Origin of the sequence: Phenylobacterium sp. (genome assembly GCF_016124325.1) — a bacterium.
Taxonomy (GTDB): domain Bacteria; phylum Pseudomonadota; class Alphaproteobacteria; order Caulobacterales; family Caulobacteraceae; genus Phenylobacterium.
The window spans coordinates 73,009-95,638 of sequence record NZ_WGNY01000016.1; the positions used below are offsets into that span (position 1 = coordinate 73,009).

Annotated in this window: 20 protein-coding genes; 8 read left to right on the forward strand and 12 right to left on the reverse strand. The window is 69.5% G+C overall.

Annotated features, from left to right (window positions below; all coding sequences use genetic code 11):
• Window positions 1-266: 266 nt before the first annotated feature.
• Window positions 267-1,616, forward strand: a complete 1,350-nt coding sequence (locus GC203_RS08955) for an MFS transporter (protein ID WP_293453461.1) — start codon at window positions 267-269, stop codon at window positions 1,614-1,616.
• Between the two features lie 42 nt (window positions 1,617-1,658).
• Window positions 1,659-3,104: a sulfatase-like hydrolase/transferase gene (locus tag GC203_RS08960; RefSeq protein WP_293453463.1), complete on the forward strand. Its 1,446-nt coding sequence runs from the start codon at window positions 1,659-1,661 to the stop codon at window positions 3,102-3,104.
• A gap of 33 nt (window positions 3,105-3,137) precedes the next feature.
• Here the strand turns inward: GC203_RS08960 and GC203_RS08965 are convergent, their stop codons facing one another.
• The 3 genes from GC203_RS08965 to GC203_RS08975 all read right to left on the reverse strand — a co-directional run bounded on the left by GC203_RS08965 (window position 3,138) and on the right by GC203_RS08975 (window position 6,228).
• The gene (locus tag GC203_RS08965; protein ID WP_293453465.1) at window positions 3,138-4,130 is read right to left on the reverse strand and encodes a formylglycine-generating enzyme family protein; all 993 of its coding nucleotides are present in this window, start codon (window positions 4,128-4,130) and stop codon (window positions 3,138-3,140) included.
• An 82-nt stretch (window positions 4,131-4,212) separates the two neighbouring features.
• Complete coding sequence (locus GC203_RS08970; RefSeq protein WP_293453467.1) at window positions 4,213-5,124, reverse strand: ribokinase; 912 nt, start codon at window positions 5,122-5,124, stop codon at window positions 4,213-4,215.
• Between the two features lie 21 nt (window positions 5,125-5,145).
• Entirely contained in the window at window positions 5,146-6,228 is a 1,083-nt protein-coding gene (locus GC203_RS08975) for an acetamidase/formamidase family protein (protein WP_293453469.1), read from the reverse strand.
• A 244-nt stretch (window positions 6,229-6,472) separates the two neighbouring features.
• On the opposite strand from GC203_RS08975, the gene GC203_RS08980 reads away from it, so the two are divergent.
• The 4 genes from GC203_RS08980 to GC203_RS08995 all read left to right on the forward strand — a co-directional run bounded on the left by GC203_RS08980 (window position 6,473) and on the right by GC203_RS08995 (window position 9,241).
• The gene (locus GC203_RS08980; RefSeq protein ID WP_293453471.1) at window positions 6,473-7,327 is read left to right on the forward strand and encodes a TauD/TfdA family dioxygenase; all 855 of its coding nucleotides are present in this window, start codon (window positions 6,473-6,475) and stop codon (window positions 7,325-7,327) included.
• 38 nt (window positions 7,328-7,365) lie between these two features.
• Window positions 7,366-7,494, forward strand: a complete 129-nt coding sequence (locus GC203_RS08985) for a hypothetical protein (protein WP_293453473.1) — start codon at window positions 7,366-7,368, stop codon at window positions 7,492-7,494.
• 33 nt (window positions 7,495-7,527) lie between these two features.
• Window positions 7,528-8,361 carry an oxidoreductase gene (locus GC203_RS08990; RefSeq protein ID WP_293453475.1) on the forward strand — a complete coding sequence of 278 codons (834 nt, stop codon included), beginning with the start codon at window positions 7,528-7,530 and terminating at the stop codon, window positions 8,359-8,361.
• A 319-nt stretch (window positions 8,362-8,680) separates the two neighbouring features.
• Complete coding sequence (locus tag GC203_RS08995) at window positions 8,681-9,241, forward strand: hypothetical protein (protein WP_293453477.1); 561 nt, start codon at window positions 8,681-8,683, stop codon at window positions 9,239-9,241.
• 277 nt (window positions 9,242-9,518) lie between these two features.
• Here the strand turns inward: GC203_RS08995 and GC203_RS09000 are convergent, their stop codons facing one another.
• The gene (locus GC203_RS09000) at window positions 9,519-10,475 is read right to left on the reverse strand and encodes an AraC family transcriptional regulator (protein ID WP_293453479.1); all 957 of its coding nucleotides are present in this window, start codon (window positions 10,473-10,475) and stop codon (window positions 9,519-9,521) included.
• Between the two features lie 26 nt (window positions 10,476-10,501).
• On the opposite strand from GC203_RS09000, the gene GC203_RS09005 reads away from it, so the two are divergent.
• Together GC203_RS09005 and GC203_RS09010 are read left to right on the forward strand one after the other, a co-directional pair.
• Complete coding sequence (locus GC203_RS09005; protein WP_293453481.1) at window positions 10,502-11,236, forward strand: SDR family oxidoreductase; 735 nt, start codon at window positions 10,502-10,504, stop codon at window positions 11,234-11,236.
• A 322-nt stretch (window positions 11,237-11,558) separates the two neighbouring features.
• Window positions 11,559-12,080, forward strand: a complete 522-nt coding sequence (locus GC203_RS09010) for a hypothetical protein (RefSeq protein WP_293453483.1) — start codon at window positions 11,559-11,561, stop codon at window positions 12,078-12,080.
• A gap of 56 nt (window positions 12,081-12,136) precedes the next feature.
• Here GC203_RS09010 and ygiD read toward each other — a convergent pair whose 3' ends face one another.
• From ygiD to GC203_RS09050, 8 genes are all read right to left on the reverse strand, one after another.
• On the reverse strand, window positions 12,137-12,955 hold the full coding sequence (gene ygiD / locus GC203_RS09015; RefSeq protein ID WP_293453485.1) for a 4,5-DOPA dioxygenase extradiol: 819 nt from the start codon (window positions 12,953-12,955) through the stop codon (window positions 12,137-12,139).
• A gap of 3 nt (window positions 12,956-12,958) precedes the next feature.
• A complete protein-coding gene (locus GC203_RS09020; RefSeq protein ID WP_293453487.1) occupies window positions 12,959-14,164 on the reverse strand; it encodes an aromatic ring-hydroxylating dioxygenase subunit alpha in 1,206 nt (401 codons plus the stop codon).
• A gap of 109 nt (window positions 14,165-14,273) precedes the next feature.
• The gene (gene atzF / locus GC203_RS09025) at window positions 14,274-16,076 is read right to left on the reverse strand and encodes an allophanate hydrolase (protein WP_293453489.1); all 1,803 of its coding nucleotides are present in this window, start codon (window positions 16,074-16,076) and stop codon (window positions 14,274-14,276) included.
• A 67-nt stretch (window positions 16,077-16,143) separates the two neighbouring features.
• Window positions 16,144-18,462, reverse strand: coding sequence for a TonB-dependent receptor (locus GC203_RS09030; protein WP_293453491.1), 2,319 nt, complete (start codon window positions 18,460-18,462; stop codon window positions 16,144-16,146).
• A gap of 398 nt (window positions 18,463-18,860) precedes the next feature.
• On the reverse strand, window positions 18,861-19,355 hold the full coding sequence (locus GC203_RS09035) for a VOC family protein (RefSeq protein ID WP_293453493.1): 495 nt from the start codon (window positions 19,353-19,355) through the stop codon (window positions 18,861-18,863).
• A gap of 120 nt (window positions 19,356-19,475) precedes the next feature.
• The gene (locus tag GC203_RS09040; RefSeq protein WP_293453495.1) at window positions 19,476-19,994 is read right to left on the reverse strand and encodes a flavin reductase family protein; all 519 of its coding nucleotides are present in this window, start codon (window positions 19,992-19,994) and stop codon (window positions 19,476-19,478) included.
• Window positions 19,979-21,376: an amidohydrolase family protein gene (locus GC203_RS09045; protein ID WP_293453497.1), complete on the reverse strand. Its 1,398-nt coding sequence runs from the start codon at window positions 21,374-21,376 to the stop codon at window positions 19,979-19,981. The genes GC203_RS09040 and GC203_RS09045 overlap by 16 nt, the downstream gene beginning before the upstream one ends.
• The gene (locus GC203_RS09050; RefSeq protein ID WP_293453499.1) at window positions 21,373-22,626 is read right to left on the reverse strand and encodes an MFS transporter; all 1,254 of its coding nucleotides are present in this window, start codon (window positions 22,624-22,626) and stop codon (window positions 21,373-21,375) included. Before GC203_RS09050 ends, GC203_RS09045 begins: the two co-directional genes overlap by 4 nt.
• Window positions 22,627-22,630: the final 4 nt, after the last annotated feature.

A 22,630-nucleotide genomic window follows, 5' to 3' on the forward strand; every position in this document is an offset into this window, starting at 1 on the left:
TCACGGCTCGCCGGCCGCTTGTTCCTGACGGGTAACATGAGCGCGACGCGGGGGGTCGTCAAGCATTTGCGACTTCCTGGTAACATTTTAATGCGGCGGGCCGTCTGTCGCGACTTTTGGTGTTGATACCCACTGGTAACAAACCTAGTCTCGTCGAGAACAAGGGGGGTGCGGCGGCGTCAGGCCGGGCGCCTTCCGGGCGCTCGAGACGCCGTGGGGAGTGAAACCGGGATCGGCCAGCGCCGCGCCCGAGCGGAGGCAGGCTGATGGCCGAACTGACCGTCGAGGCCCCGGCGGAGCGCGCCGCCGGCTTCCGGCCCGCCTACGCCAACTACGTGCTGGCGTTGCTGCTCGCGATCTATGTGCTGAACAACCTCGACCGGCAGGTGATCAACATCCTGGCCGAGCCGATCAAGCACGAGCTCCATCTGGCCGACTGGCAGGTGGGGATCATGTCGGGGATCTCCTTCGCGCTGGTCTACACCATGCTGGCCGTGCCCGTGGCGCGGCTGGCCGAGTACGGACGCCGGCCGGCCATCATCGCCGCGGCCGTGGCGGTCTGGTGCGGCTTCACGGCCCTGTCGTCGATGGCCCAGTCGTTCGCCCAGCTCTGCCTCTGCCGGTTCGGCGTGGGGGTCGGCGAGGCCGGCGGCGTGCCGCCCTCCCAGTCGCTGATCAGCGACTATTTCCCGAAGGAGAAGCGCTCCTCGGCCCTGGGCCTCTACGCGATGGGCGTGCCCCTGGGCGCCCTCATCGGCATGGCGTTCGGCGGACTGGTGGCCGACGCCTTCGGCTGGCGCGCGGCGTTCCTGATGGCGGGCGCGCCCGGCGTCGTGCTCGTCGTCCTGATCCTGGCCACGATGAAGGAGACGCGGTCGAACCTCGCCGCGCACGCGGCCGCGGCCAAGGCGGCCCAGCCGCCGGTGCTGCAGGCGTTCCGCTTCCTGGCCGCCAAGCCCACCTTCTGGTGCGTGACGTTCGGCGTCGGGTTCAAGGTGATGTTCACCGACGGCCAGGGCCCGTTCCTCGCCTCGTTCTTCCTGCGCAACCACGCCGAGGCCGTCGCCACGCTGGCGGCGGGCTTCGGGCTGAAGCCGGTGGGGCTCTTGGGCATCTCCATCGGCCTGATCAACGGCGTGTTCGGCGCGTTCAGCGCCTGGCTGGGCGGCGTGATCGCCGACCGCGCGGCGGCCCGCGACATCCGCAACGTGATGATCGCCCCGGCGCTGGCCCTGGTGGTCGGCGCGCCGGCCTACATCGCCGCCCTCCACGTGGACAGCATCGCCCTGGCGGCTGTGCTGCTGATGCTCCAGTCGTTCACCAACGTGTTCTGGGCCGGTCCGGTCTACGCCACCCTGCACGGCATCGTGCCGCCGAACCTGCGGGCGACGACCACCGCCTGCTCGATCTTCTTCATCAACTTGATGGGCATCGGGGCCGGGCCGCTGGTGGTGGGGGCGCTCAGCGACATGTTCGCCGGCCCGCTAGGGCTGGGGGAGGCCGGCGGCCTCCGCGCCGCCCTGGACTGCGCCGCGCTCATCAGCCTGGTCGGGGTCGGCTTCTATCTCTACGCCCGCCGCACCATCGTGGCGGACCTGGCGCCCGAGGCGCACTGAACGCAACAGGGCGCGGCGGCGCCGGCTTGAGGGGGAGACATCATGACCTGGCGCAACCGGTTGCGGGGAATCGCGATCGCCGTCCTGGCCACGGCGATGGCGGCGCCGGTCGCGGGCGCCCGCGACCGCACGCCGGCCGCGCCGGAGGGCGACGACCGACCCAACATCATCATCCTGCTCGCCGACGACCTGGGCTACGGCGACCTCGGCGTGCAGGGCGGCCGCGACGTGGCCACCCCCAACATCGACCGGCTGGCCGCCCAGGGCGTCCGCCTCACGGACTACTACGCCAACCACCCCGTCTGCGCGCCCAGCCGCGCGGCCCTGATGACGGGCCGCTACCAGCAGCGGTTCGGGTTCGAGAACAATCCGGGCCTGGCCCAGCGCACCGCGACCGACTTCGGCCTGCCCCGCGATGAACCGACCTTGCCCGAGCGCCTGAAGGCGCGTGGCTACGCCACCGCGATGAACGGCAAGTGGCATATCGGCTTCACGGAAACCAACGTCCCCACCGCCCGCGGTTTCGACGCCTTCTACGGCTTCCTCGACGGCGCCATGGCCTACATCCCCGACGGCAAGACCGGCGCGAAGGCCATGCTGCGCGGGACCTCGCCGGCGCCGATGCCGGCGCACACCACCGAGGCCTTCGCCGACGAGGCCGTCGCCTTCATCGAGGCCCACAAGGACCGGCCCTTCTTCATCTACGAATCCTTCAACGCCGTGCATGCGCCGCTGCAGTCCACCGACCGCTACCTGGCCCGCTACGCCGACGTGAAGGACCCCAGCCGGCGCACCTACCTGGCCATGCTGGCGGCGCTCGACGACGCCGTGGGCAAGATCGTGGACACGGTGGATCGCGAAGGCCTCGGCCGACGCACGCTCATCGTCTTCGCCAGCGACAATGGCGGGCCCACCTGGCAGACCACCTCCGCCAACGGACCGCTGGCCGGGGTCAAGGGGCTGACGCTCGAAGGCGGCATCCGGACGCCGGCGATCTTCCGCTGGACGGGCCGGTTGCCCCAGGCGCGTACCATCCCGACGGTCGCCATGGAGTTCGACGTCACCGCCACGGCGCTGAAGGCGGCCGGCGCGTCGATGGAGGGCCTGGACGGCGTCGACCTGACGCCGTTCCTCACCGGCGCGAAGGCCGGCGACGCCCACGACCGCCTCTACTGGCGGGCGGGGCCGCTGGGCGCGATGCGCGAGGGCCGCTGGAAGCTGGTCAAGGCCGAGGACGCCTACTTCCTCTTCGACCTGCGCTCCGACATCGGCGAGCGCCACGACCTCGCGTCGGCCGACCCCAAGCGGCTGGAGCGGATGAAGTCGGAGTGGGGCGCCTGGTCGGCCTCCATGGCGCCGCCCCGCTGGGGGCCGCTCAACCGCACGGCCTCGGCCAAGCCCGGCGCGGTCCGCGGCCTGGTGGAGGACTACATCGCCCGCCGGCCCGTGGACGCCAAGGCGCTGCTCTACGGCGGCGGGCCGGAATAGGCCCCGGCTTCCGCCTTCATTGCGGATAGCGCCCTAGTCGCGCGCCACGCAGCGGAAGCCGATGTGGGTGGTCGAGGAATCGATGGTCTGGGGGTGGCGCGCGGCGGGGCGATAGCGCTGGCAATAGCTCTCCGCGCACAGGTGCGAGCCGCCCTTCAGCACCTTGCGGCCGATGGGGATGTCCGGGGTGAGGGGGTCCACGCTGGCCGCCTCGGTCCCGCCGCGGGGATTGGCCGGCGTGCAGCACGCCCCGGGCGCCTTGGGCTCGACCGTCGGCAGGGCGTACCAGTCGCAGGTCCATTCCCAGACGTTGCCGATCATGTCGTGCAGGCCATGGCCGTTGGGCGGGTAGGCGCGGACCGGCGAGGTCCGGAGCCAGCCGTCCTCCTCGGTGTTGATGTAGGGGAACGCCCCCTGCCAGTAGTTGGCGAGCATGGCGCCGCCGGGCGCGAGCTCGTCGCCCCAGGCGAACTCCCGGTCCGCCAGCCCGCCGCGGGCGGCGAACTCCCACTCGGCCTCGGTGGGCAAGGCCTTGCCGGCCCAGGCGGCGTAGGCCTCGGCGTCGGGATAGGCCACGTGGACGACCGGATGGTCCTCCAGCCCCCGCAGGTTGCTGCCGGGCCCCAGCGGATGGCGCCAGTCGGCGCCGAACTCGAAGGACCACCACTGCGAGACGTCGCGCAGCGGGACGGGGCCGGGGGTCTGGCGGAAGACCAGCGATCCGGCCTTCGCCATCTCGGGCGGCATGCCGGGATAGTCGGCCGGGTCGGGCGCGATCTCGGCGACGGTCTTGTGCCCCGTGGCGGCGACGAACCTGGCGAACTGGCGGTTGGTGACCGGCGTCTCGTCGATCCAGAAGGGATCCACCCGCACCTTCCGGGCCGGCCGCTCCTCGGGATAGTAGCGGTCGGATCCCATGGTGAACACGCCGCCCTCCAGGCGGCGCATCCCGGCCCGGCTCGGCGCCGGAGCCTGGACGTCGCGCGCGCGCTTCAGGCGCCCGGCCGATGGAGTGCGAACGGTCATGCCCCAGACTGGACCGTGGACCGGGCGCTGTCACGACCCTGGCCCACGGCGGCTCGCTCGCCGTTCGACCGGAATCCCACCGTCAGGCCTCGGCCAGGGCGGCGATCGCGGCGGCTTCGGCGAAGCTGTCGGTGGCCCCCAGCCGGGTGCAGGCCAGGGCGCCGGCCGCCAGGCCCCAGGCCAGGGCCGCGCCCGCGTCGCCCGTGGCGGCGAGCCTCGCCGCGAACGCGCCGATGAAGGCGTCGCCCGCCCCGGTGGTGTCGACCACCTCGACCCGGTGCGCGCCGCGCGCAGCGGGTTCGGCCTCGCCCTGGAACAGCACCGCGCCCTGGGCGCCCAGGGTGACGATGGCCGCCTGGCCCACCCGCTGGAGCAGGGCGGGGCCGATCGCGTGGGCGTGGCTCGCGCCGGTCAGCCGCTGGCCCTCGCCCTCGTTGACCACCAGGATGTCGGTCACCGCCAGCAGGTCGTCCGAGATCGCGTCAGGCGCCGGGGCGGCGTTCAGCAGCGTCGTCACGCCGGCGGCGCGCGCGATCTCGAAGGCGCGGCGCGTGGCGGCGACCGGCGTCTCCAGCTGGGCCACCACCAGCTTCGCGCCGCCGACGAGGCCGGCCGCGGCCTCCACGTGCGCGGCGTCGAGATGGGTGTTGGCGCCCGCATCGACGATGATGCTGTTCTCGCCGCGCGCGTCGACCATCACCACGGCCATGCCCGTGTCGCGGCCGGCGAGGCGCGCGACGCCCGAGACGTCGATGCCGCACGCGGTCCAGGTGGCCAGCGCCTCGTCGGCGTGGAGGTCGTCGCCCACCGCGGCCAGCATGGCCACGCGCGCGCCGGCCCGCGCGGCCTGCACGGCCTGGTTCGATCCCTTGCCGCCCGGCGCGGTCAGCCGGCCCAGCGCCAGGCAGGTCTCTCCCGGCGCCGGCAATTGCGCGACCGACAGCACAACGTCGCGGTTGTAGCTGCCCACGACGACGATCTCGACTGGTTGCATCAGGCGCCTCCCGGCGCCGCTTTAATCACCCGACGGCTTGCGCGGGAAGATGGAGCGGGGAATGCGCACGTGCGCGCCCTGCCGGCCATCGACCACCTGGGTGATGGCGAAGTCGCCCGCCACGCTCATCAGCGAATAGGCGTCGTTCTTCGACAGGCCCATGTGTTCGTTGAGCAGGCCCAGCATGTCGAGCGAGGCGTTGCGGGTGGCCACGTTCAGGTCCTCGTCGAAGCCGTGGACGATCCACCAGTTGGGCGTCTCCAGCAGCGGCGAGGGGAAGTGGAAGTCGCGGCGCAGCACGATCTGGAACAGCACGTTCAGCGACGCCTCGATGGCCGTGCCCGACAGTTCGCCGTCGCCCTGGCTGACGTGCGGGTCGCCGATGGAGAACAGGCCGCCGTCGACCTGCACCGGGTAGTACATCACCGCGCCCGCCCCGATGCGCCAGTTGTCGATGTTGCCGCCGTGGGCGCCCGGCGGAATGGTGCTGACGCGGCCGGCCACGTCCATGGCCACGCCCGCGGTGCCCAGGTGCGGCCGCGCCGGGATGCGCACGCCGGGCAGGGCGGGCTGGCGGTCGCAGACGGGGCAGTGGGTGACCGTGCCGGGCACCAGGTACTTGCCGGGGAAGTCGTAGGCGTAGAGCGCCTCGGCCTGCCGCGCGTTCGGATCGAGCTGGTAGATCGTCACCCGCTCCTTCTCGTCGAACTCCTTGTAGAGATAGCCCCAGTTGGCCGCGAGGTTGGAGCCGTAGTTGCAGCGCGGCGTCATGCGCAGGTAGCGCACCTCCAGCATGTCGCCGGGCTTCGCGCCCTCGACGTAGATCGGCCCGGTCATGATGTGGACGCCGGGGTTGCGGTCGGCTTCCGGGATCTCGCTGAAGATCGCCTTCACGCCGTCGTCCATCATCAGCTCGGGGGCGTCGCCGGCGTGGTGGGTGATGGCCTCGGCCTGGATCAGGTCGCCGCTCTTCACCTTCAGCGCCGGCGCCAGGGCGGCGTCGAAGTAGCCCCAGTGCACGGTTTTCGGCGTCGCCCTGAGCAAATGCAGGGCGCCGGGCTCCAGGTCGGTCCGCGCCTCGCCGTCGTCGCAGAAAAAGGCCATTTGGGTCGCTCTCCAGGGACTTTCGAGAGCGGAAATCTACGATCCGGGGCCGCTTTCGGTCTTGTGTGGAGCGGTCCGCGACGACAGTAGAACGAGGCTGCGCCGGTTTCTTGGGCGCCTGCCATCTGGGGGTCCGAAAGGTGATCAGGTCTCCCGGCAACGAATTGGGCGCGCCGGTGCAAGACCTGACGGTCGCCCACATCTAGCGTGCAATGGGCCCTGTTCCTCCCTGAAAGGAAATCGCGTGAGCACCCTGGTGAATATCCGCACCCGTCCTCTGATGCCGGGCTTCGGCGCCGAGATTCTGGGGGTCGACCTCGCGACCGCCGACGAGGAGACGCTGAAGGGCGTGGTCGACACCTTCCACCGTCACGGCGCGATCATGCTGCGCGACCAGAAGATGTCGCCGGGCCAGCTGGTCGACTTCATCTCCAACTTCGGCGAGCCCGAGGACCACACGCTGAAGGAATTCACCGTGCCCGGCCATCCGAAGGTCTACACGCTCTCGAACCGGGTCGTGGACGGCAAGCCGATCGGCGCCCACAACGACGGCGTCGGCTGGCACACCGACTACAGCTACAAGGCCGAGCCGGTGATGGCGACGATGCTGTACGCCGTCGAGGTGCCGCCCGAGGGCTCCGACACCCTGGTCGCCGACTGCGTGGCGGCCTGGAACGCCCTGCCGCCCGAGAAGCAGGCCGAGCTGGACGGCAAGATCCTGCACCACTCCTACCAGTACTTCATGTCGACGCGGGAATACGGCGCGCGCGAGCTCTCCGACGAGCTGAAGGCCCAGAACCCCGACGTCTACCACCCGCTGGTCCGCACCCACCCCGCCGACGGCCGCAAGGCGCTCTGGCCCTCCACCGGCACGGTGATCGAGGTGATGGGCATGCCCAAGCAGGAGGGCCTCGACCTCGTGGAGGAGATGGTCGAGTTCGCCACCCAGGACCGCTTCGTCTACCGGCACAAGTGGCGCAAGGGCGACATCATGATGTGGGACAACCGCTGCACCCTGCACACCGGCACGCTCTACGACGACACCAAGTACATCCGCGAGATGCATCGCCTGTGGGTGCGCGGCGACAAGCCGTACTAGGGCGGACCTGTCCAAAGCATTGAACGATAAGGGACGTCATGGCCCGGCTTGTCCGGGCCACCCATGAACACGGCGCAGGCCATGATCGCGAGGCGTCCGCCGCGGGCCGTTTCGTCTCCACGGTGTTCATGGGTCGCCCGGACAAGCCGGGCGACGACGCGGTATGAGCGGTTTCGAGTGCGGCGCCTGGGAGAGCGGATATGACGAACTGGCTGATCACCGGGGCCGGCGCCGGCCTCGGGCGGGCGCTGATGGACGCGGCCCTGGCGCGTGGCGACAAGGTGGTCGGCACCGTGCGCAACGACGCCGCGGCCTCCGAGCTTGAGCGGCTGGCGCCCGGCCGCTCGTTCGCCTTCATCGTCGACATGGCCGACGAGGCCCGGGTGCGCGCCGTGGTCGAGGCCGCCGAGCAGACCCTGGGCGGCATCGACGTGCTGGTGAACAACGCCGGCTATGGCCTGGTCGGCGCGGTGGAGGAAGCGAGCCTCGCCGAGGTGCGCGCCCAGTTCGAGGTGAACGTCTTCGGCCCCGTCGCCGCGATCCAGGCGGCCTTGCCCCACATGCGCCGGCGCAAGGCGGGCCATGTGGTCAACATCACCTCGGTCAGCGGCCTGGCCGCCTGGGCCGGGACGGGCATCTACTGCGGCAGCAAGCACGCCCTGGAAGGCATCGGCCGCACGCTCGCCCAGGAGGTCGCGCCCCTCGGGATCAAGGTGACCAACGTCGAGCCGGGCGGCATGCGCACCGATTACGCCGGGCGCTCGATGCGGGTGACCGAGGCCAAGATCGCCGACTACGACCAGACCGCCCACAACGCCGAGCGCATCCTGGGCGGCCACGCCGGCCAGGAGGGCGGCGACCCGGCTAAGGTGGCCGCGGCCATCCTGAAGATCGTCGACGACGAGAACCCGCCGGTGCAGCTCCTGCTGGGCGCCGACGCCGTCCACTACGCCACCCAGTCGTGGGCCGCCTTCCAGGAGGAGTTCGGCCGCTGGGCCGCCCTCAGCCTGTCGACCGGATACGACGAGGACTGATCCGGCTTTCCCTCCCCTTCACGGGGAGGGTGGCCGGCGCGCCTCGCCTTGAGAGCGCCGGCTGTTCGTTCTCTGCTGAGCTGCAGGTTCGGTCGGGGCGCTGAACCCAATCCAGACCGTCATGGCCCGGCTTGTCCGGGCCACCCATGGACTCCGCGCGCGCGAAACCTGATGCAGCCTCGCCGCGGCGTCATCTGAGTGATCCGTGTTCATGGCTCGCCCGGACAAGCCGGGCGATGACGATCAAAGGTGCGAGGATGGGTCTTCAACGGCATGCCGACCTTGACATCCCGGCCTCGATGTTCTACGTTTGTTCTCAATGACCGTCGTCGCCGATCCCTATGCCATGCTGTCCGCCCTGAGCGGATGCGCCTATCGGCTGGGGATGGCGTTCGGCGACGAGGCCGAGCGGGTGGACGACTGGGACCGCCGGCTCGAACTGTTCCAGCTCTTCGACCGCTGCTTCTTCTCCGTGCGCGTGGCCACGGCGCTCCGCATGCGCCTGCGCCGCGAAGCCGCCGCGCCCGAACGCCTCCGCGAGACCGAAAGCCTGCGCGACCGCGAGGATCGCGCCGAGCCCGCCGAGCGCATGGACAGCGACCGCGAACGCGAGAGCGAGCGGGCCAGCTTGCCGATCCTGCTGAAGACCCTGAACGGCGTGGCCGACGACGCGGCCGACCTGCCCGGCCCGCCGCCCGCCGAACTGCTCACCCTGCGCGAACTCCTCGCGCGGACCACCGGTGACACGCCGCGGCCCACGCCTCCGCGCGGAACCCTGCGCGCCCGCCTCGCCGGTTCGTCCGTGGCGGCCGTGACCCTTCCGCCTCGGAAGACCTCCGGCCTCGCAACCCGCCCCGCCACCGGCCCCCCGCGAGCCTGACCCACACCCTCTCCCCCGCGAAGCGAGCGGGAGAGGGCCGGCGCCGACCTCGCCCCCAAACCCCCTCCAGTGTCATCCCGGTTTCGGCGAAGCCGAAGACCGGGACCCATGAACACCAGATCGTCCAGTGATGACCCCAACGGCGCCGCGCGCGGCCCGCCGGCTCACCAGGCGTGGTCGTCTGCTTTTGGCCAGCGACACAACGATGGCTTTCGACCCGTAGCGGACCTTTGGCGCGTCCGGTTGGAGCGGCGAAAACGGTATCCGTTGCGGAGTCTCACGTTTGGGCGGCGGCTTTCGGGGTCATGCCGAAGGCGTCCCGGAAAGCGTGGGTGAAGGCGCTCTGCGAGGTGTAGCCGAGCTTGCTGGCGATGTCGGCGATGCCGGTCTCGCCACGGGCCAGCGCCGTACGCGCGACGGTCAGCCTCCACGCCCGCAGATAACCGAGCGGCGGCTGGCCCACTCGGCGGCTGAACGCCGCGGAGAAAGCCGCGCGCGACATGCCGGCCACGCCGGCGAGATCGGCCACAGTCCAGGGGCGGGCGATGTCCGCATGGAGGGCCTGAAGCGCGCGACCGAGCCGTGGATCCGAGAGCGCGCCGAGCCATCCGGTCTGAACAACCTCGCCGTCCGCCGCATAGGCTCGGATCGCTTCCACCAGCAAGACATCCGCGAGCCGGGCGCCGACGATCTGACTTCCCATGCCGCCCCGTTCCGCTTCGTCGTTGAGAAGCGCCAGGATCGTCGTCACCACCCCGGACGCCGCCGAAGATCGGGGCGCCAGGAGAAAGTCCGGCAACATGTCGAGCAAGAAGTCCGTCGTCTCCGGCGAGAACGTCACGGTTCCCCCCAGCCCGACGGTGTCGTCGCCGCCAAGCCGCACGACATCGCAGCCCTCGTAGAAGGTCTGGCCGGTCAGGCGCGGCAGCTTCGGATCGCTGGCCACCGCGTAGGCCGTGCGGCCGATCAAGCAGACGTCGCCCGCGTTCATGAGCCGCGGATCCTGCCCCGGCAGCACCATCCAACAGGTTCCCTTCAACACCGCGACGAACTTCAGTCGATCAAGCGCGGGAAACTCCATCGCCCACTCGCCCGCCGCCTCCAGTCGGGTGCGGCGGGTGACCCGGGCTCCGAGGACCGTCAGCACATCTGAGAGCGGATCAACCGAGATGTTGGACGATTGCGATAAAATCATGGACGTTTCGCCATAGATAATCTTGAAGGCGATCCGCACTTCTCCTGGGCAGGAGGAGAATTGCAATGGGTGTCACAGGCAAGGTCATCGCCATCACCGGCGCGAGCAGCGGAATTGGGCGCGCAACGGCGAAGCTCCTCGCGGAACGCGGGGCGTTCGTCGTGTTGGGCGCCCGCCGCGAGGAGGATCTGGCGGCCGTCGTCGATGAGATCACCGCGCTGGGCGGCAAGGCGGTGTACAGGGTCACCGACGTTCGCCATCGGGACCAACTGGAAGCTCTTGTCGATTTCGCGATCGACCAAGGGGGCAGGCTGGACGTCATCGTGAACAATGCCGGGATCGGGCCGATATCCCGCTTCGACGCTCTGCGCGTGGAGGACTGGGACGCCATGATCGACGTCAACCTGCGCGGCACGCTCTACGGCGTCGCGGCGGCGTTGCCTGTCTTTCAGCGCCAGCGGTCGGGCCACATCGTCAACATCGTGTCGACGGCGGGGATCAAGATCCTTCCAACCATGGGTGTCTACGCCGCGACCAAGAACGCCGTGCGGACCATCACCGAAGCCTTGAGGCAGGAGGCCGGGCCGCACCTGAGGGTCACCGAAATATCGCCCGGAATGACCTCCACGAGCTTTGCGAATTCGATGACCGATCCGGTCGTCAAGGAAGCTATGGGCAAGCGGATCGGCGACATCGCCATCTCACCCGACGCCATCGCTCGCGGCGTCGCCTACGCGATCGAGCAACCCGCCGACGTCGATGTCGGCAGCATAGTGATACGCCCAACAGCTCAGGATTGATGGCTTTCGACCCTTAGCGGACCCGCACGCCTCTCCCCCCGCGAAGCGAGAGGGGAGAGGGTAGGGAGAGGGGTGGCGCTGGCCTCGCCCCCACACCCCCTCCAGTGTCATCCCGGTTTCGGCGAAGCCGAAGACCGGGACCCATGAACACCAGATCGTCCAGGGATGACCGCAACGCCGCCGCGCGCGGCCAGGCGGCTCACAGGCTGTGGCCGTTTGCTTTCGACGTGAAGTGAACCGACGACTTCCAACCCGTTGCGGAGGCTAGGGCGGCGCATCTCTCTTCATTGTGCCGCTTGTTCCGTGGTGATCATATTGGCTGATGTGGCGCGCCCTTTTCTTGTCGCTGATCGTGGTCTCGGCGGCCGCTGCTCAGACGCCCTCGGCCCCGAGAGATGCATCACTGGTCGCGCTGATCGCCAATCCGTCGGCGCACAACGGCGAGCGAGTACGCGTCATCGGCTATCTGAACTTTGAGTTCGAAGGCGATGCCATCTACCTGAGCAAGGCCGACTTCGATGCCGCCGTCTTCTCGAACTCGCTCTGGGTGGAAAGACCGAAGTCAGTCAATGACGCGACGGCCCGGCGCGTGAGTGGTCGGTACGCCTTGCTCGAAGGGACGTTTCGGGCCGGGCCTGGCGGTCACATGGGCTTGTTCCCGGGGTCGATTGGCGACGTGCGCCGTGTTGAACCGTGGCCATCCCGGTCGGAGTACGCGTCAAGCATACCCAGCATGCCGTGGTGGCAGGAGTATCGGCTGCCCCTCGCGGGCGGGTTGATCTTCACGCTACTCGGCACGCTGCTTGGACAATGGATCGGTCGCCGCATGCATCGACGCGGGTGATCGCAGCCAACCACCCCTTCCGAACCCTCGCAGCACCTCCGCCCAGGCGAAACGCCCTACGCCGCCTTCTGCGCGGCCTCCGAGCCCTCGAACACCACGCTGGTCATGCCCAGCGAGCCGTGCTCGATGCGGTCGTTGAACAGCCGGGCCTCGTCGCCGGGCAGGCGGGCGCCCAGGACGTAGAGCAGGGGCCAGTAGTGTTCGGGCGTCGGCGCGGCCAGCGGCGCCTCGGCCTTCATGTCCGCGAAGTCGATCGCCCGCTGGGGCTGGTCGTCGAGCATGGCGCCGCGGATCTCGTCGTTGAAGCGGGCGGCCCAGTCGTAGGGCGCGCAGGCCGCGTCGCCCCAGTTCATGGCGCGCAGATTGTGGACGATGTTGCCGGTGCCCAGGATCAGCACGCCCTCGTCGCGAAGCGGCGCGAGGCGGCGGCCCATGTCGAAGCGTTCGGCCGGCGACAGGTTCACGTCCATGCCGAGCTGGATCACGGGCACGTCGGCGTCGGGATAGGCATGGACCAGCACCGACCAGGTCCCGTGGTCCAGGCCCCAGTGCTCCTCGTCCAGGTAGACCCTCGTCGGCGCGAGCAGCTCGGCGACGCGGCGGGCGAGCTCGGGGCTGCCGGGCGCCGGGTACTGCTTGTCGAACAGCGCCTTGGGGAACGAGGCCCCGAAGTCGTGGATGGTCCGCGGCCGGTCCATGGCGGTGACCGCGGTGGCCGTGGTCTCCCAGTGCGCGGAGACGGCCAGGATCGCCTTGGGCCGCGGCAGGGTCTCGGCCGTCTCGCGCCACGACCGGCTGGTGGCGTTGGCCTCGATGGCCACCATCGGGCTGCCGTGGCCGAAGAACACGACGGGCATGCGGGCGGAGGCGGTCATGGTCTACTCCGCGGCCTGGGCGCGGGCCGGCGCGCCGGCCCCGATCCTGGCCCAGGTTTCGCGATATCGCTTCACGAGCCAATGGTTGAACTGGCCCTGGGCGCCTTCCTGCCAGGAATAGCGGCCGCGCGGGGCGAAGCGCGAGCGCAGGCCCACCTGCACCAGCTCGTCCACGTGCATGTCCTGGGCGATGATCTTGCCGGCGCTGGTCATGATCATTTCCAGCCGGTGCTCGAAGGCCGGGTCCTGGGTGGCGCCCGGCGCCACCAGTATGCCGGTGTCCTGCTCCATGGTCTCGGGGCCGGTGGCGCGCAGGATCAGGTAGATCACCACGTCGCTGGTCATCACCAGCGACAGGGTCGGCGGCACGTTGGCGAAGGTCATCCGCCCGCGGTCGGCCTCGGTGAGCTTGGGGAAGACCGGCAGCACGGCGCGCTGGGTCGGGTTGAAGCTGGCGTCCGGGTGCAGGGTGCCGTTGAACCGCAGGAAGCCCGCGTCGGCCGGGTCGGAGTCGGGGAAGGTGGCCAGCTCGCTGGGCACGAAGTCGTGCAGCGGCCCCTGGTGCAGCTTCGAGGCGTGGTAGCCGTCGTTGTTGTTCTCGAACATCACCTTCCAGTTCCAGGCGAACTGGCCGGTCATGGTGGTGGCGGATTCGGCGTTGGCGAGGTCGTAGCCGGCGACCGCCTCGGCCACGTGGGCCAGCCGGGGCGCCAGGGGTGGCGCGGCCGGGTCGAAGTTGACGAACAGGAAGCCCAGCCAGTTCTCGACCTTGAATTCGGGCAGGCGGATCTTCTTCTTGTCGAAGTCGCAGGTGCGCTCCATGGCGGGCGCGTTCACCAGCCGCCCGTCCAGGCCGTAGACCCAGTGGTGGTAGGGGCAGACGAAGCCGCGGGCGTTGCCCTTGCCCTCGGCCACCAGCATCGCCCGGTGCTGGCACACCGACGACATGGCCCGCACCACGCCGTCGCGGGCGCGCGCCACCACGATCGGCTCGCCGACGATATGGGTGGTGAAGTAGTCGCCCGGCTCCTTCACCCAGTCCTCGCGGCCGACGCAAAGCCACTCGTGATTGAAGAGCGCTTCCTTCTCGAACTCGTAGAAGGCCGCGTCGGTGTAGCAGGCGGGCGGCAGCGTCTCGGCGCGATCAAGTTCGACCGCGGAGGCGCCGAGGCTGTCGAAGAAGGCGTCGTTCAGGACCATCGGCGGCATCGGTCGGAGGCTCGCTCAGTTGAAGGCGATCGTTGCGGGCAGGCTATCCTGTTCGCGCGGCCGGGGTCTTGTCCCCATGCGCATGGAGACTTTCTCGCCAGGCGGTTGATCAAGACGGGGCGCTCGCGGCTTCGCGGGCGATGTAGGCTCTCCAGCCGCCCAGCGCGGTGATGTCCTCGGCGCCTTCCAGGGCGCGGGGCTCGGCGACGAAGCCCTTCACCTCGCTGCCGTCGTCCAGGGCCACGGTGCCGATGGCGAGCGGCGGCGGCACCTCGGCCACGAAGCTTCCGAACGCCTCGGTCGCCAGCTCGTAGACCTCCACCTCGATCGCCCCGCCCGACGCGCCCACGTGCGCCAGCGCCGGCTTGGGCGGCGTGGAGTTGGCCATGGCGTACAGGCGATAGACCGGCGCGGTCTTGCAGCGGCGCACCAGCCGGGCGTCGCGCGAGGTGAGCTGCCAGTGCAGCGGCATGGCCGCCAGGTGGGCGCCCACGACGGCGAGCTTCACGGTCTGCGGCGCGCCGTCGAGGTCCAGCGGCGGGGGCTGCGGCATGGGAAGGGCCTCCTCGTAGCGGCGGGCGAGATCCAGCAGCGCCCCGTCGGCCCAGGCCGGACCGATCAGGGTGACGCCGAACCCGGTGCGATTGTCGCGGAAACCGGCGGGCAGGGCGATGGCGCTCATGTCCAGCAGGTTCACGAAGTTGGTGTAGCGGCCGAGGTTGGCGTTGAGCGCCAGGGGCTCGGCCAGCACCTCGCGGATGCGGTAGGTGGTCCCCGTCGTCGGCAGCAGCAGGATGTCGGCGGCGCGCCAGACGGCTTCGGCCTCGCGAGCCAGGGCGGTCAGCCGGTATTGGCCCTGGAACGCCTCGACGGCGGTGATGCTGAGCCCGCCCTGCAGGATGCCGCGCACGACCGGATGGATCACCTGCGGCCGGCGGGTCAGCAGGTCGAGCACGGCCGCTGTCCGTTCCGCGACCCAGGGCCCCTGGTAGAGCAGTTCGGCGGCGGCCTGCAGCGGGGTCAGGTCGATGGTGACCGGCTCGCCGCCCATGGCGCGCAGGCGCTCCACCGCGGCGGCGAAGAGGCGTGGCGATTCCAGGTCGCCGAACCATTCGAGCTGTTCGGCGGGGGGCAGGCCGAAGCGGAAGCGGGCGGGAAGGGCGGCGGGCGGTTCGGCGGGCGCGGGGCGCGAATAGGGATCGGCGGGATCGAAGGCGGCCGCCGCGGCGTCCACCCGCGCGGCGTCGGCCGCGTCCGAGGCGAAGACCGTGACGCAATCCAGCGTGCGGCAGGCGGGGACCAGCCCGCGCGCGCTCCAGCGCCCCTTGGTGGGCTTCAGGCCCACGAGGTGGTTGAAGGCGGCCGGCACGCGGCCCGAGCCGGCGGTGTCGGTGCCGAGCGCGAAGGCCACGAGGCCGGCGGCCACCGCCACGGCCGAGCCCGAGCTGGATCCGCCGCTGACGTAGGTGCGGTTGTAGACGGCGCCGCACGCGCCATAGGGGCTGCGCGCGCCCACCAGGCCGGTAGCGAACTGGTCGAGGTTGGTCTTGCCCACCAGGATCGCGCCGGCGTCGATCAGGCGCTGGACGACCGGGGCGGTCTCGGCCGGCGTGTAGGCGAAGGCCGGGCACGCCGCCGTGGTCGGCAGCCCGGCCACGTCGAGGTTGTCCTTCACCGCGAAGGGGACGCCGGCCAGCGGCAGGTCCTCGCCGGCGGCGATGCGGGCGTCCACGGCCTCGGCGGCCGCGAGAAGCCGGTCCCGCTCGACGCGGGTGATCCACACCTGCGGCTGGACGGCCTCGTAGCGGGCCACGCGGTCGAGCACGGTGGCCGCGACCTCGACGGCGCGGGTCCGGCCGGCCGCGACGGCGGCGGCGATGTCGCTTACGGAAAGGCGATCGAACGCGGTCATGAGACCATCGGAAACGATTGCGGGCGGACGGCCTGCGAGAAGCCGTCCGCCCGCGACGTGACGCGGCTTAGAACGAGTAGGCGATCGTACCGATCACCTGCCGCGGGGGGATGTACTGACGGCTGGTCTGGCCGATCCCGTACGGGTCGGTGAACTGCGAGTTCACGCCGTCCTTGTCGAACAGGTTGGTGGCCGCCAGCGACAGGCGCAGGTTGCTGTCGTGCGGGGCGTACTCGACGAAGAGATCGAACACGCCGTACGACTTCACCCGGTCCAGGCTCGGCTGGTTGAACACCCGGGCCCACATCTTGCCGCGGTAGGTGTACGAGGCGCGGGTGGTGAGTTCGCCGCCCGGCACGTCCCAGCGGTAGCCCGCATAGGCCGACCCCGAAACCCTCGGCATCGCCGGCGGCGTCTTGCCGTCGATGTCGCGCGCGCTGGCGATCACCAGCGCCCAGCAGGCCGGATTGTAGTAGGCGCCGCCGAAGGCGCAGGGGCTGTCGAACGGCGGGTTGGATTCGATGGCGTCGACCACGATCGAGTCGAGCACCTTGTAGGTGCCGTGGACCTTGCCCCTCTCCAGGGCCAGCGATCCGCCCAGTTGCAGGCGGTCGTCCGGGCTCACGTACTGGACCTCGGCCTCCAGCCCGTAGTCGCGGATCTCCGGAATGGTGGAGATGCCGGCGGCGAACGGGACCGGGTCGGTCTGGATGAACTGGAAGTTCTTGTGGTCGTAGTAGAAGGCCGCGAGGTTCACCCGCAGCGTGTTGTCGAGGAAGGTGTTCTTGAGGCCGACCTCGTAGGCGTAGTTCTTCTCGGCCTTGAACGTCGGCTGGATCACCGCCTGGCCGCTGGACCCGTTGACGCCGCCGGGCTTGTAGCCGCGGGCGAAGCTCACATAGGCCATGTTGTCGGGCGTGATGTCGTAATCCGCCTCGACCCGCCAGGTCGGCAGGCTGGTCTTGTCGCGGTTGATGGTCGTCGACTTGCCGAAGGCGTTGAAGTTGTAGCTCGTGTCCTTGAAGAAGTCGTGGTTCATCCGGATGCCGCCGGTGATCCGCAGGTCGTCGCTGATGTGGTAGGTCGCCTGGGCGAAGGCCGAATACGACCGGCGATAGACCACCGAGTCGTTGCCGTAGTTGAGGTTGCCGGGCGGATTGGTGCGCACGTCCGCCGGAATCAGCAGGTCGGCCGGCGCCGGGGCGGTCGTGCCGCCGTATTCCACGATGAACTGGGTGCTCTTCTGGTAGAGCCCGAAGACCCCGATGATCCAGTCGAGCTTGCCGCCCGGCGCGGACAGGATGTCGAACTCCTCGGTGTAGTTGTCGAGGCCGGTGTTCCACGCGGCGATGTCGTCATAGCGCCCCAGGACGCTGAACGCGCTGCGCGAGCCGTTCTCCTGCTGCACGTGGCGCAGCCGCTGATAGGCCGTGACCGAGCGGATCGAGAACGCGTCGAAGTCCCACTGAAGGTTCAGGTGGTAGAGCTGGGTCTCGAGCTCGAAGTTGGCGGGGAAGTCCTGGTAGACCTTCCGCGGGCTGGGCTCGGGATCGATGATGTTCTTCTGGGCGTCGCCGTTCTGGTCCGACTTGTAATACATGCCGGTGAGCGTGGCGCTGAAGTTGTCGGTCGGCTTCCAGAGCAGCGCGGCCTTGAGGCTGCCGTCGTGGGCGTCGTCCAGCCGCTGGCCGTTCAGGGTGTTCTTGGTGAAGCCGCGGTGGTCGTACTTCTGGGCCGACAGGCGCAGCGCCATGTCGTCGTTGAGCGGCAGGTTCACCTCCGCGCGGGCGCGGAACAGGCGATAGTTGCCCACGCTGATGTCGCCGGAGCCGTCCACCACGCCCAGCCGCGGCTGCTTGGTGACGACGTTGATCGCCCCGCCGATCGAGCTTTGCCCGTACAGCGCGCCCTGCGGCCCGCGCAGGACCTCGATCGACTGGATGTCGAACAGCGTCTGGTTCAGCGAGATGGTGTTGGCGATGTAGACGCCGTCGATGAAGAAGGCGACGCCGGGCGAGGTCGTCAGGCTGTTCTCGGGCGTTCCCGAGCCGACGCCGCGGACCGTCACGATGTTCTCGAAGCCGGAGGTCTTGGTGATCTCGAGGCTGGGGACGATCGCGTTCAGGTCGGTGAAGTTGTTGGCGAACGACTGGTCCAGCAGCTCGCCGGAGACGGCGGTGACCGCGTCTGGCGTGCGTTGGACGTCCATGCCGCGGCGTTCGGCCGTCACGATGACGGTCTCGAGGCCCACGGGTTCGGCCGACGAGGCGGCCGCATCCGCTGCGGCGTCCGCCGCCCATGCGGTCGAACTCGCAAGGACGCCGACGGCGAAAATGCAGGTGGAAAGCATGAGATTGCGTTTCATGCGCGCCGAGCGTTCAGTCATGGCCCCTCTCTATCTCTATAACTATTGGCCTTACGCCGACGATATTCTCTCCGAAGAGTTCGGCGCCAACCCGTTCTTCTGCCGCGGCGCTCAAAGAGGCCGACGTGGCGCATTCCGCATAATTCGTGGGCAGTGCGCCGAATATTGATGCAGAATAATGACAGCTATCTCCACCTTATCAAGGCAAAAATACTCTCGGTATCAGGAATAGATTTGCCGAAATTAGGCATGAAAATTCTCGCCATTGATCCTATAAGATCAGTGGCGGTCACAATACATCCTCTCAACGGAAGTGCCGTCTCGTGGAGGATTGAATTGCACACACAGCTCGGGATTGTGCTTTCCCGAGTCTAATATTCATTTTCGCCGATCTTCGGTTGTCCTTGAGCGGCGAGACTTCAAACGGGCGCTTTCGCCTTGCCCCAGACCTCGCGCGCCTTCTCGTAGACGCCCTGGTCGTAGGAGTACTCGATCGTGTTTCCGTCAGGGTCCTTCAGGAAACAGATGTAGCCGATCTGCTTCGGCATCTGCATCGGACCCAGCGCGAGGCACCCGGCGGCCTTGGCCTTGGCCGCCATCTCGTCGACGGCCTCCTTGGTCGGCAGCTCGATGCCGATGTGCGCGAAGGGGCCCATCGGATGGTGCGGCGCCGGCGCGAACGGGTCGTGGCCTTCATAGAATTGGCCGATGACGAGGATGAACGGGTTCTCGGACGGGGTCGGATCCCCGAGCCAGGCGTTCTTGCCGTCCTGGTCCTCGCCCTGGGCGAGAAGCCGAAGATGCGTGAACCGCTCGTACCAGGCGATGCTGGCTTCCACGTCCTTCACGGCGAAGGCGATGTGAGTCCAGGTCGAGCGCCGCGGCCCGATGGCATGTTGAGGTTGGCTCGCCATGTCATCCCCTCACGATGGAAGCCGTTGAAACTGCGACGTTAAGCGCCGCTACGGAAACGTGCTTGCCCATAGGCGCACGAATAGTTTGCCGGGGGTGGCCCCGTCCGGTCTGGCCGCGTGTCACGGTTCGCTCCTCAGCTTGGGGAATCGGCCCCGGTGGTAGAGCAGGGGCTGGGCTTCCGGCGTGTGTTCGACCCGCAGGCCGCGGCCCACGACGACGATGTGGTCGCCGGCGACGAGGATGTTCTCCACGGCGCAGTCGACGAACACCGGGGCGATATCGAGCCAGGGCGCGCCGCCCGACGCGGCCGTGTAGCCGTAGGCGGCGAAGCGGTCGGTTTCGGGATCGATCGCGAAGTGCCTAGCCGCCGCCTGGCCGTTCTCCTCGGCCAGGAAGTTCACGCCGAAGACGCCGCTGGCCTCGACGGCCGGGCGGATCGGGTTGGCCAGGTCCAGGCAGATCAGGAGCATCGGCGGGTCGAGGGAAACCGAGCAGAACGCGTTGATCGTCGAGCCCACCGGCGCGTCGCCGGCCCAGCTCGTGACCACGGTGACGCCGGTCGGGAACGCGCCCATGGCCGCGCGCCACTCGGCGGCGGTGGGGACCGGCCGGCTTTCGGAAACTAGATGACGGGCCATGACGTCCGGTTCGGAAGCTTCGTGCGGGCGATGACGGCGCGGCCGGCCTGGCGCGCGTCGGCCAGGATCCTGTCCTCGTCGAGCAAGGTCGCGCGGCCGTCCTCCAGCACGCGGACGCCATCGATCCAGACGCTGTGGACGCCGCCGGGCGGCGCGCTGAAGGCGAGCTGCTCGGGCGCGTCGAAGACGGGGCCCCACTCGGGCAGCCAGGTGTCGTGCAGGACGAAGTCGGCCTTCTTGCCGGCTTCGAGCGAACCGATGTCGCCGGCCATGCCCATGGCGCGGGCGGCGTTGAGCGTCGCCATCTCCAGCACGGCGGCGGCGGGCATCAGGTCCTGGTCGCAGCGCGCGTCGCGGAACAGGCTGGCCATCAGGCGGCCCGAGCTGAGGATGTCGGCGGCCACGCCGTCGGTGCCGAGCATCAGGTTGACGCCGCGGTCCAGCATCTCGGGGAAGAGCCCGATGCGCGAAACGCCGAAGCCGCCCTGCAGCGCCGCGTGCGGGCAGTGGATCGCCCCGGCGCCGGCGCCGACGAGCAGATCGAGTTCGCTTTCGTCGATGTTGGCGAGGTGGGTCAGCATGACGCTCTCGCCCAGCACGCCGATGTCGGCCAGGTGTTCAAGGGGGCGGCGGTTGTATTGGGCCAGGAACCACTCGGGGTCGCCGGCCCGGGGGCTCATGTGGGCGGAGACGCGCAGGCCCCGCTCGTCGGCCAGCCGCCTCGCGGCGCGCCAGACATCGTCGGAGTTGGTCGAGTGGCCGACCAGGATCGGCCAGGCGGCCAGCCGGGTGTCGCCGCCCCGGTCGGGATAGCGCTCGACCTCCGACTCCAGGATCGCGATGGCGGCGGCCGAGACCTTGGCCTGGTCGTCGGCGGGGTTGAACGCCCGGCCCTCGACCCACTCGCCCACGCGGCCGCGGACGCCGGACTCGTCGAGCCCCTCCATCACCGCGTCGAGGTGGCAGACCGTGCCGGCCTCGACAAAGGTGGTCGTGCCGTAGCGGATCATGGCCAGGGCCGCGCACTGGGCCGAGAGTTTCTCGTCCTCGGCGGTCTGGGCCTTGAAGATCGGGATCACCCACTTCTGCAGCTTGTCGCCCCAGTTGTCGTCCGGGCCGCCGCGGGCGAAGCCGCGGGTAAGCGGGTCGCCGGTGATGTGGATGTGCGCGTCGACGAACCCCGGCGTGGCGACGAACCGGCGGCCGTCCACGACCTCCTTCGCCTGGACCGTCCGGGCGAGCGCCTCGCGCTTGCCGACGGCGACGATGCGGTCGCCGGCGACGGCCAGCGCGCCGTCCTCGATCACCTGGCGCTCGGCGTTCATGGTGATCAGGGTCGCGCCCGAGATCAGCAGATCGGCGGCGATCGGGGCTTCGGTCACGCGGCGGGCTCCGGCTGGGCGTCGAGCTCGGACCCGCGGGGCAGCACGGGCGCGCGCATGAACACGGTGGCGATCAGCATGGCGCCGGTGAAGGCGGCGCAGACGAGGAACATGAGGGTGAAGCTGCCGAGCGTGTCGCGCGCCCAGCCGCCCAGCGCCGGCCCGATGGCCGCCGAGGTGCTGATCAGGCACATGATCGAGAACAGTTCGAGGTTGGGCTTCTTGCCGAAGTACCGGAGCAGCAGCATCGTCGCCGACAGCAGCGACAGGCCGAAGCCGAGGCCGACGCCCACCACATAGACCATCATCAGGCCCCAGCTGCGCGCCTCGGCGAGCCCGACCATGCCGGCGGTCAGGGCGACCAGCGACAGGATCATTAGCGTCTTGGCCGAAACCCGTTCGCCGGCCATCCCGCCCAGCAGCGAGACGCCCGCGCCGAACAGGGCCTCCAGGCTCAGCATGGCGGCCGCGGCCTTGGGGTCGACGCCGCGTTCGGTGAGGTGCTGGACGGCGAAGCCGTGGGCCACGGTGTTGATCAGCAGGTAGGTCGTGTAGCCGGCGACCACGATGTAGAACTGGCTGGTAGCCAGCGCGTGGCGCACCGTCCAGTCCTTCAGGCCCTGGATCATCTCGGGCGCGCCGGCCTGCTCGGGCGCGGCGGTGACGTGCTTGGATTCGTCGTGGCGGCCCGGCGTGGTGACGATGGCGAAGATCCCGGCCGTCAGAGCCAGGCCCACGAAGGCGTACCAGTAGGGGCGCCAGCCGTTGGTCATCTCGTGGATGGCCACATAGAACAGCGGCCCGGCCACCTGGCCCAGCGCGCCGATGGTGAAATAGGCCCCCAGCGCGGTCGACCGGTTCTTGAAGAGGTCGGTGAGCACATGGGTGCCCGGCACCGTGCTGACCAGCGCGAAGGACAGGCCGATCAGCAGGGTGGCGGCGAGATAGAGCCAGACGGTCTGGGTGAGCGCCATGGCGAGGAAGCCCGCCGCCATGGTGATCGTGCCGCAGACCATCGAGCCGCGGACGCCGATCTTCCGGATCAGCACGGCGGGCGCGAAGCTCGCCAGCCCGCAGGCCAGCCCCAGGAAGGTGTAGCCCAGCCCGGCCTCCGTCCAGCTCCAGCCCAGCTCGGTGACCATGGCGGGCAGAACGACGCCGAGCGAACTGAATGTCCCCGCCGAAACGACGAAGAAGATCAGGCTGAGCGCCGCGAAGGTGAACCAGCGGAGGGGGCTTGTGGGGCTCACGCGC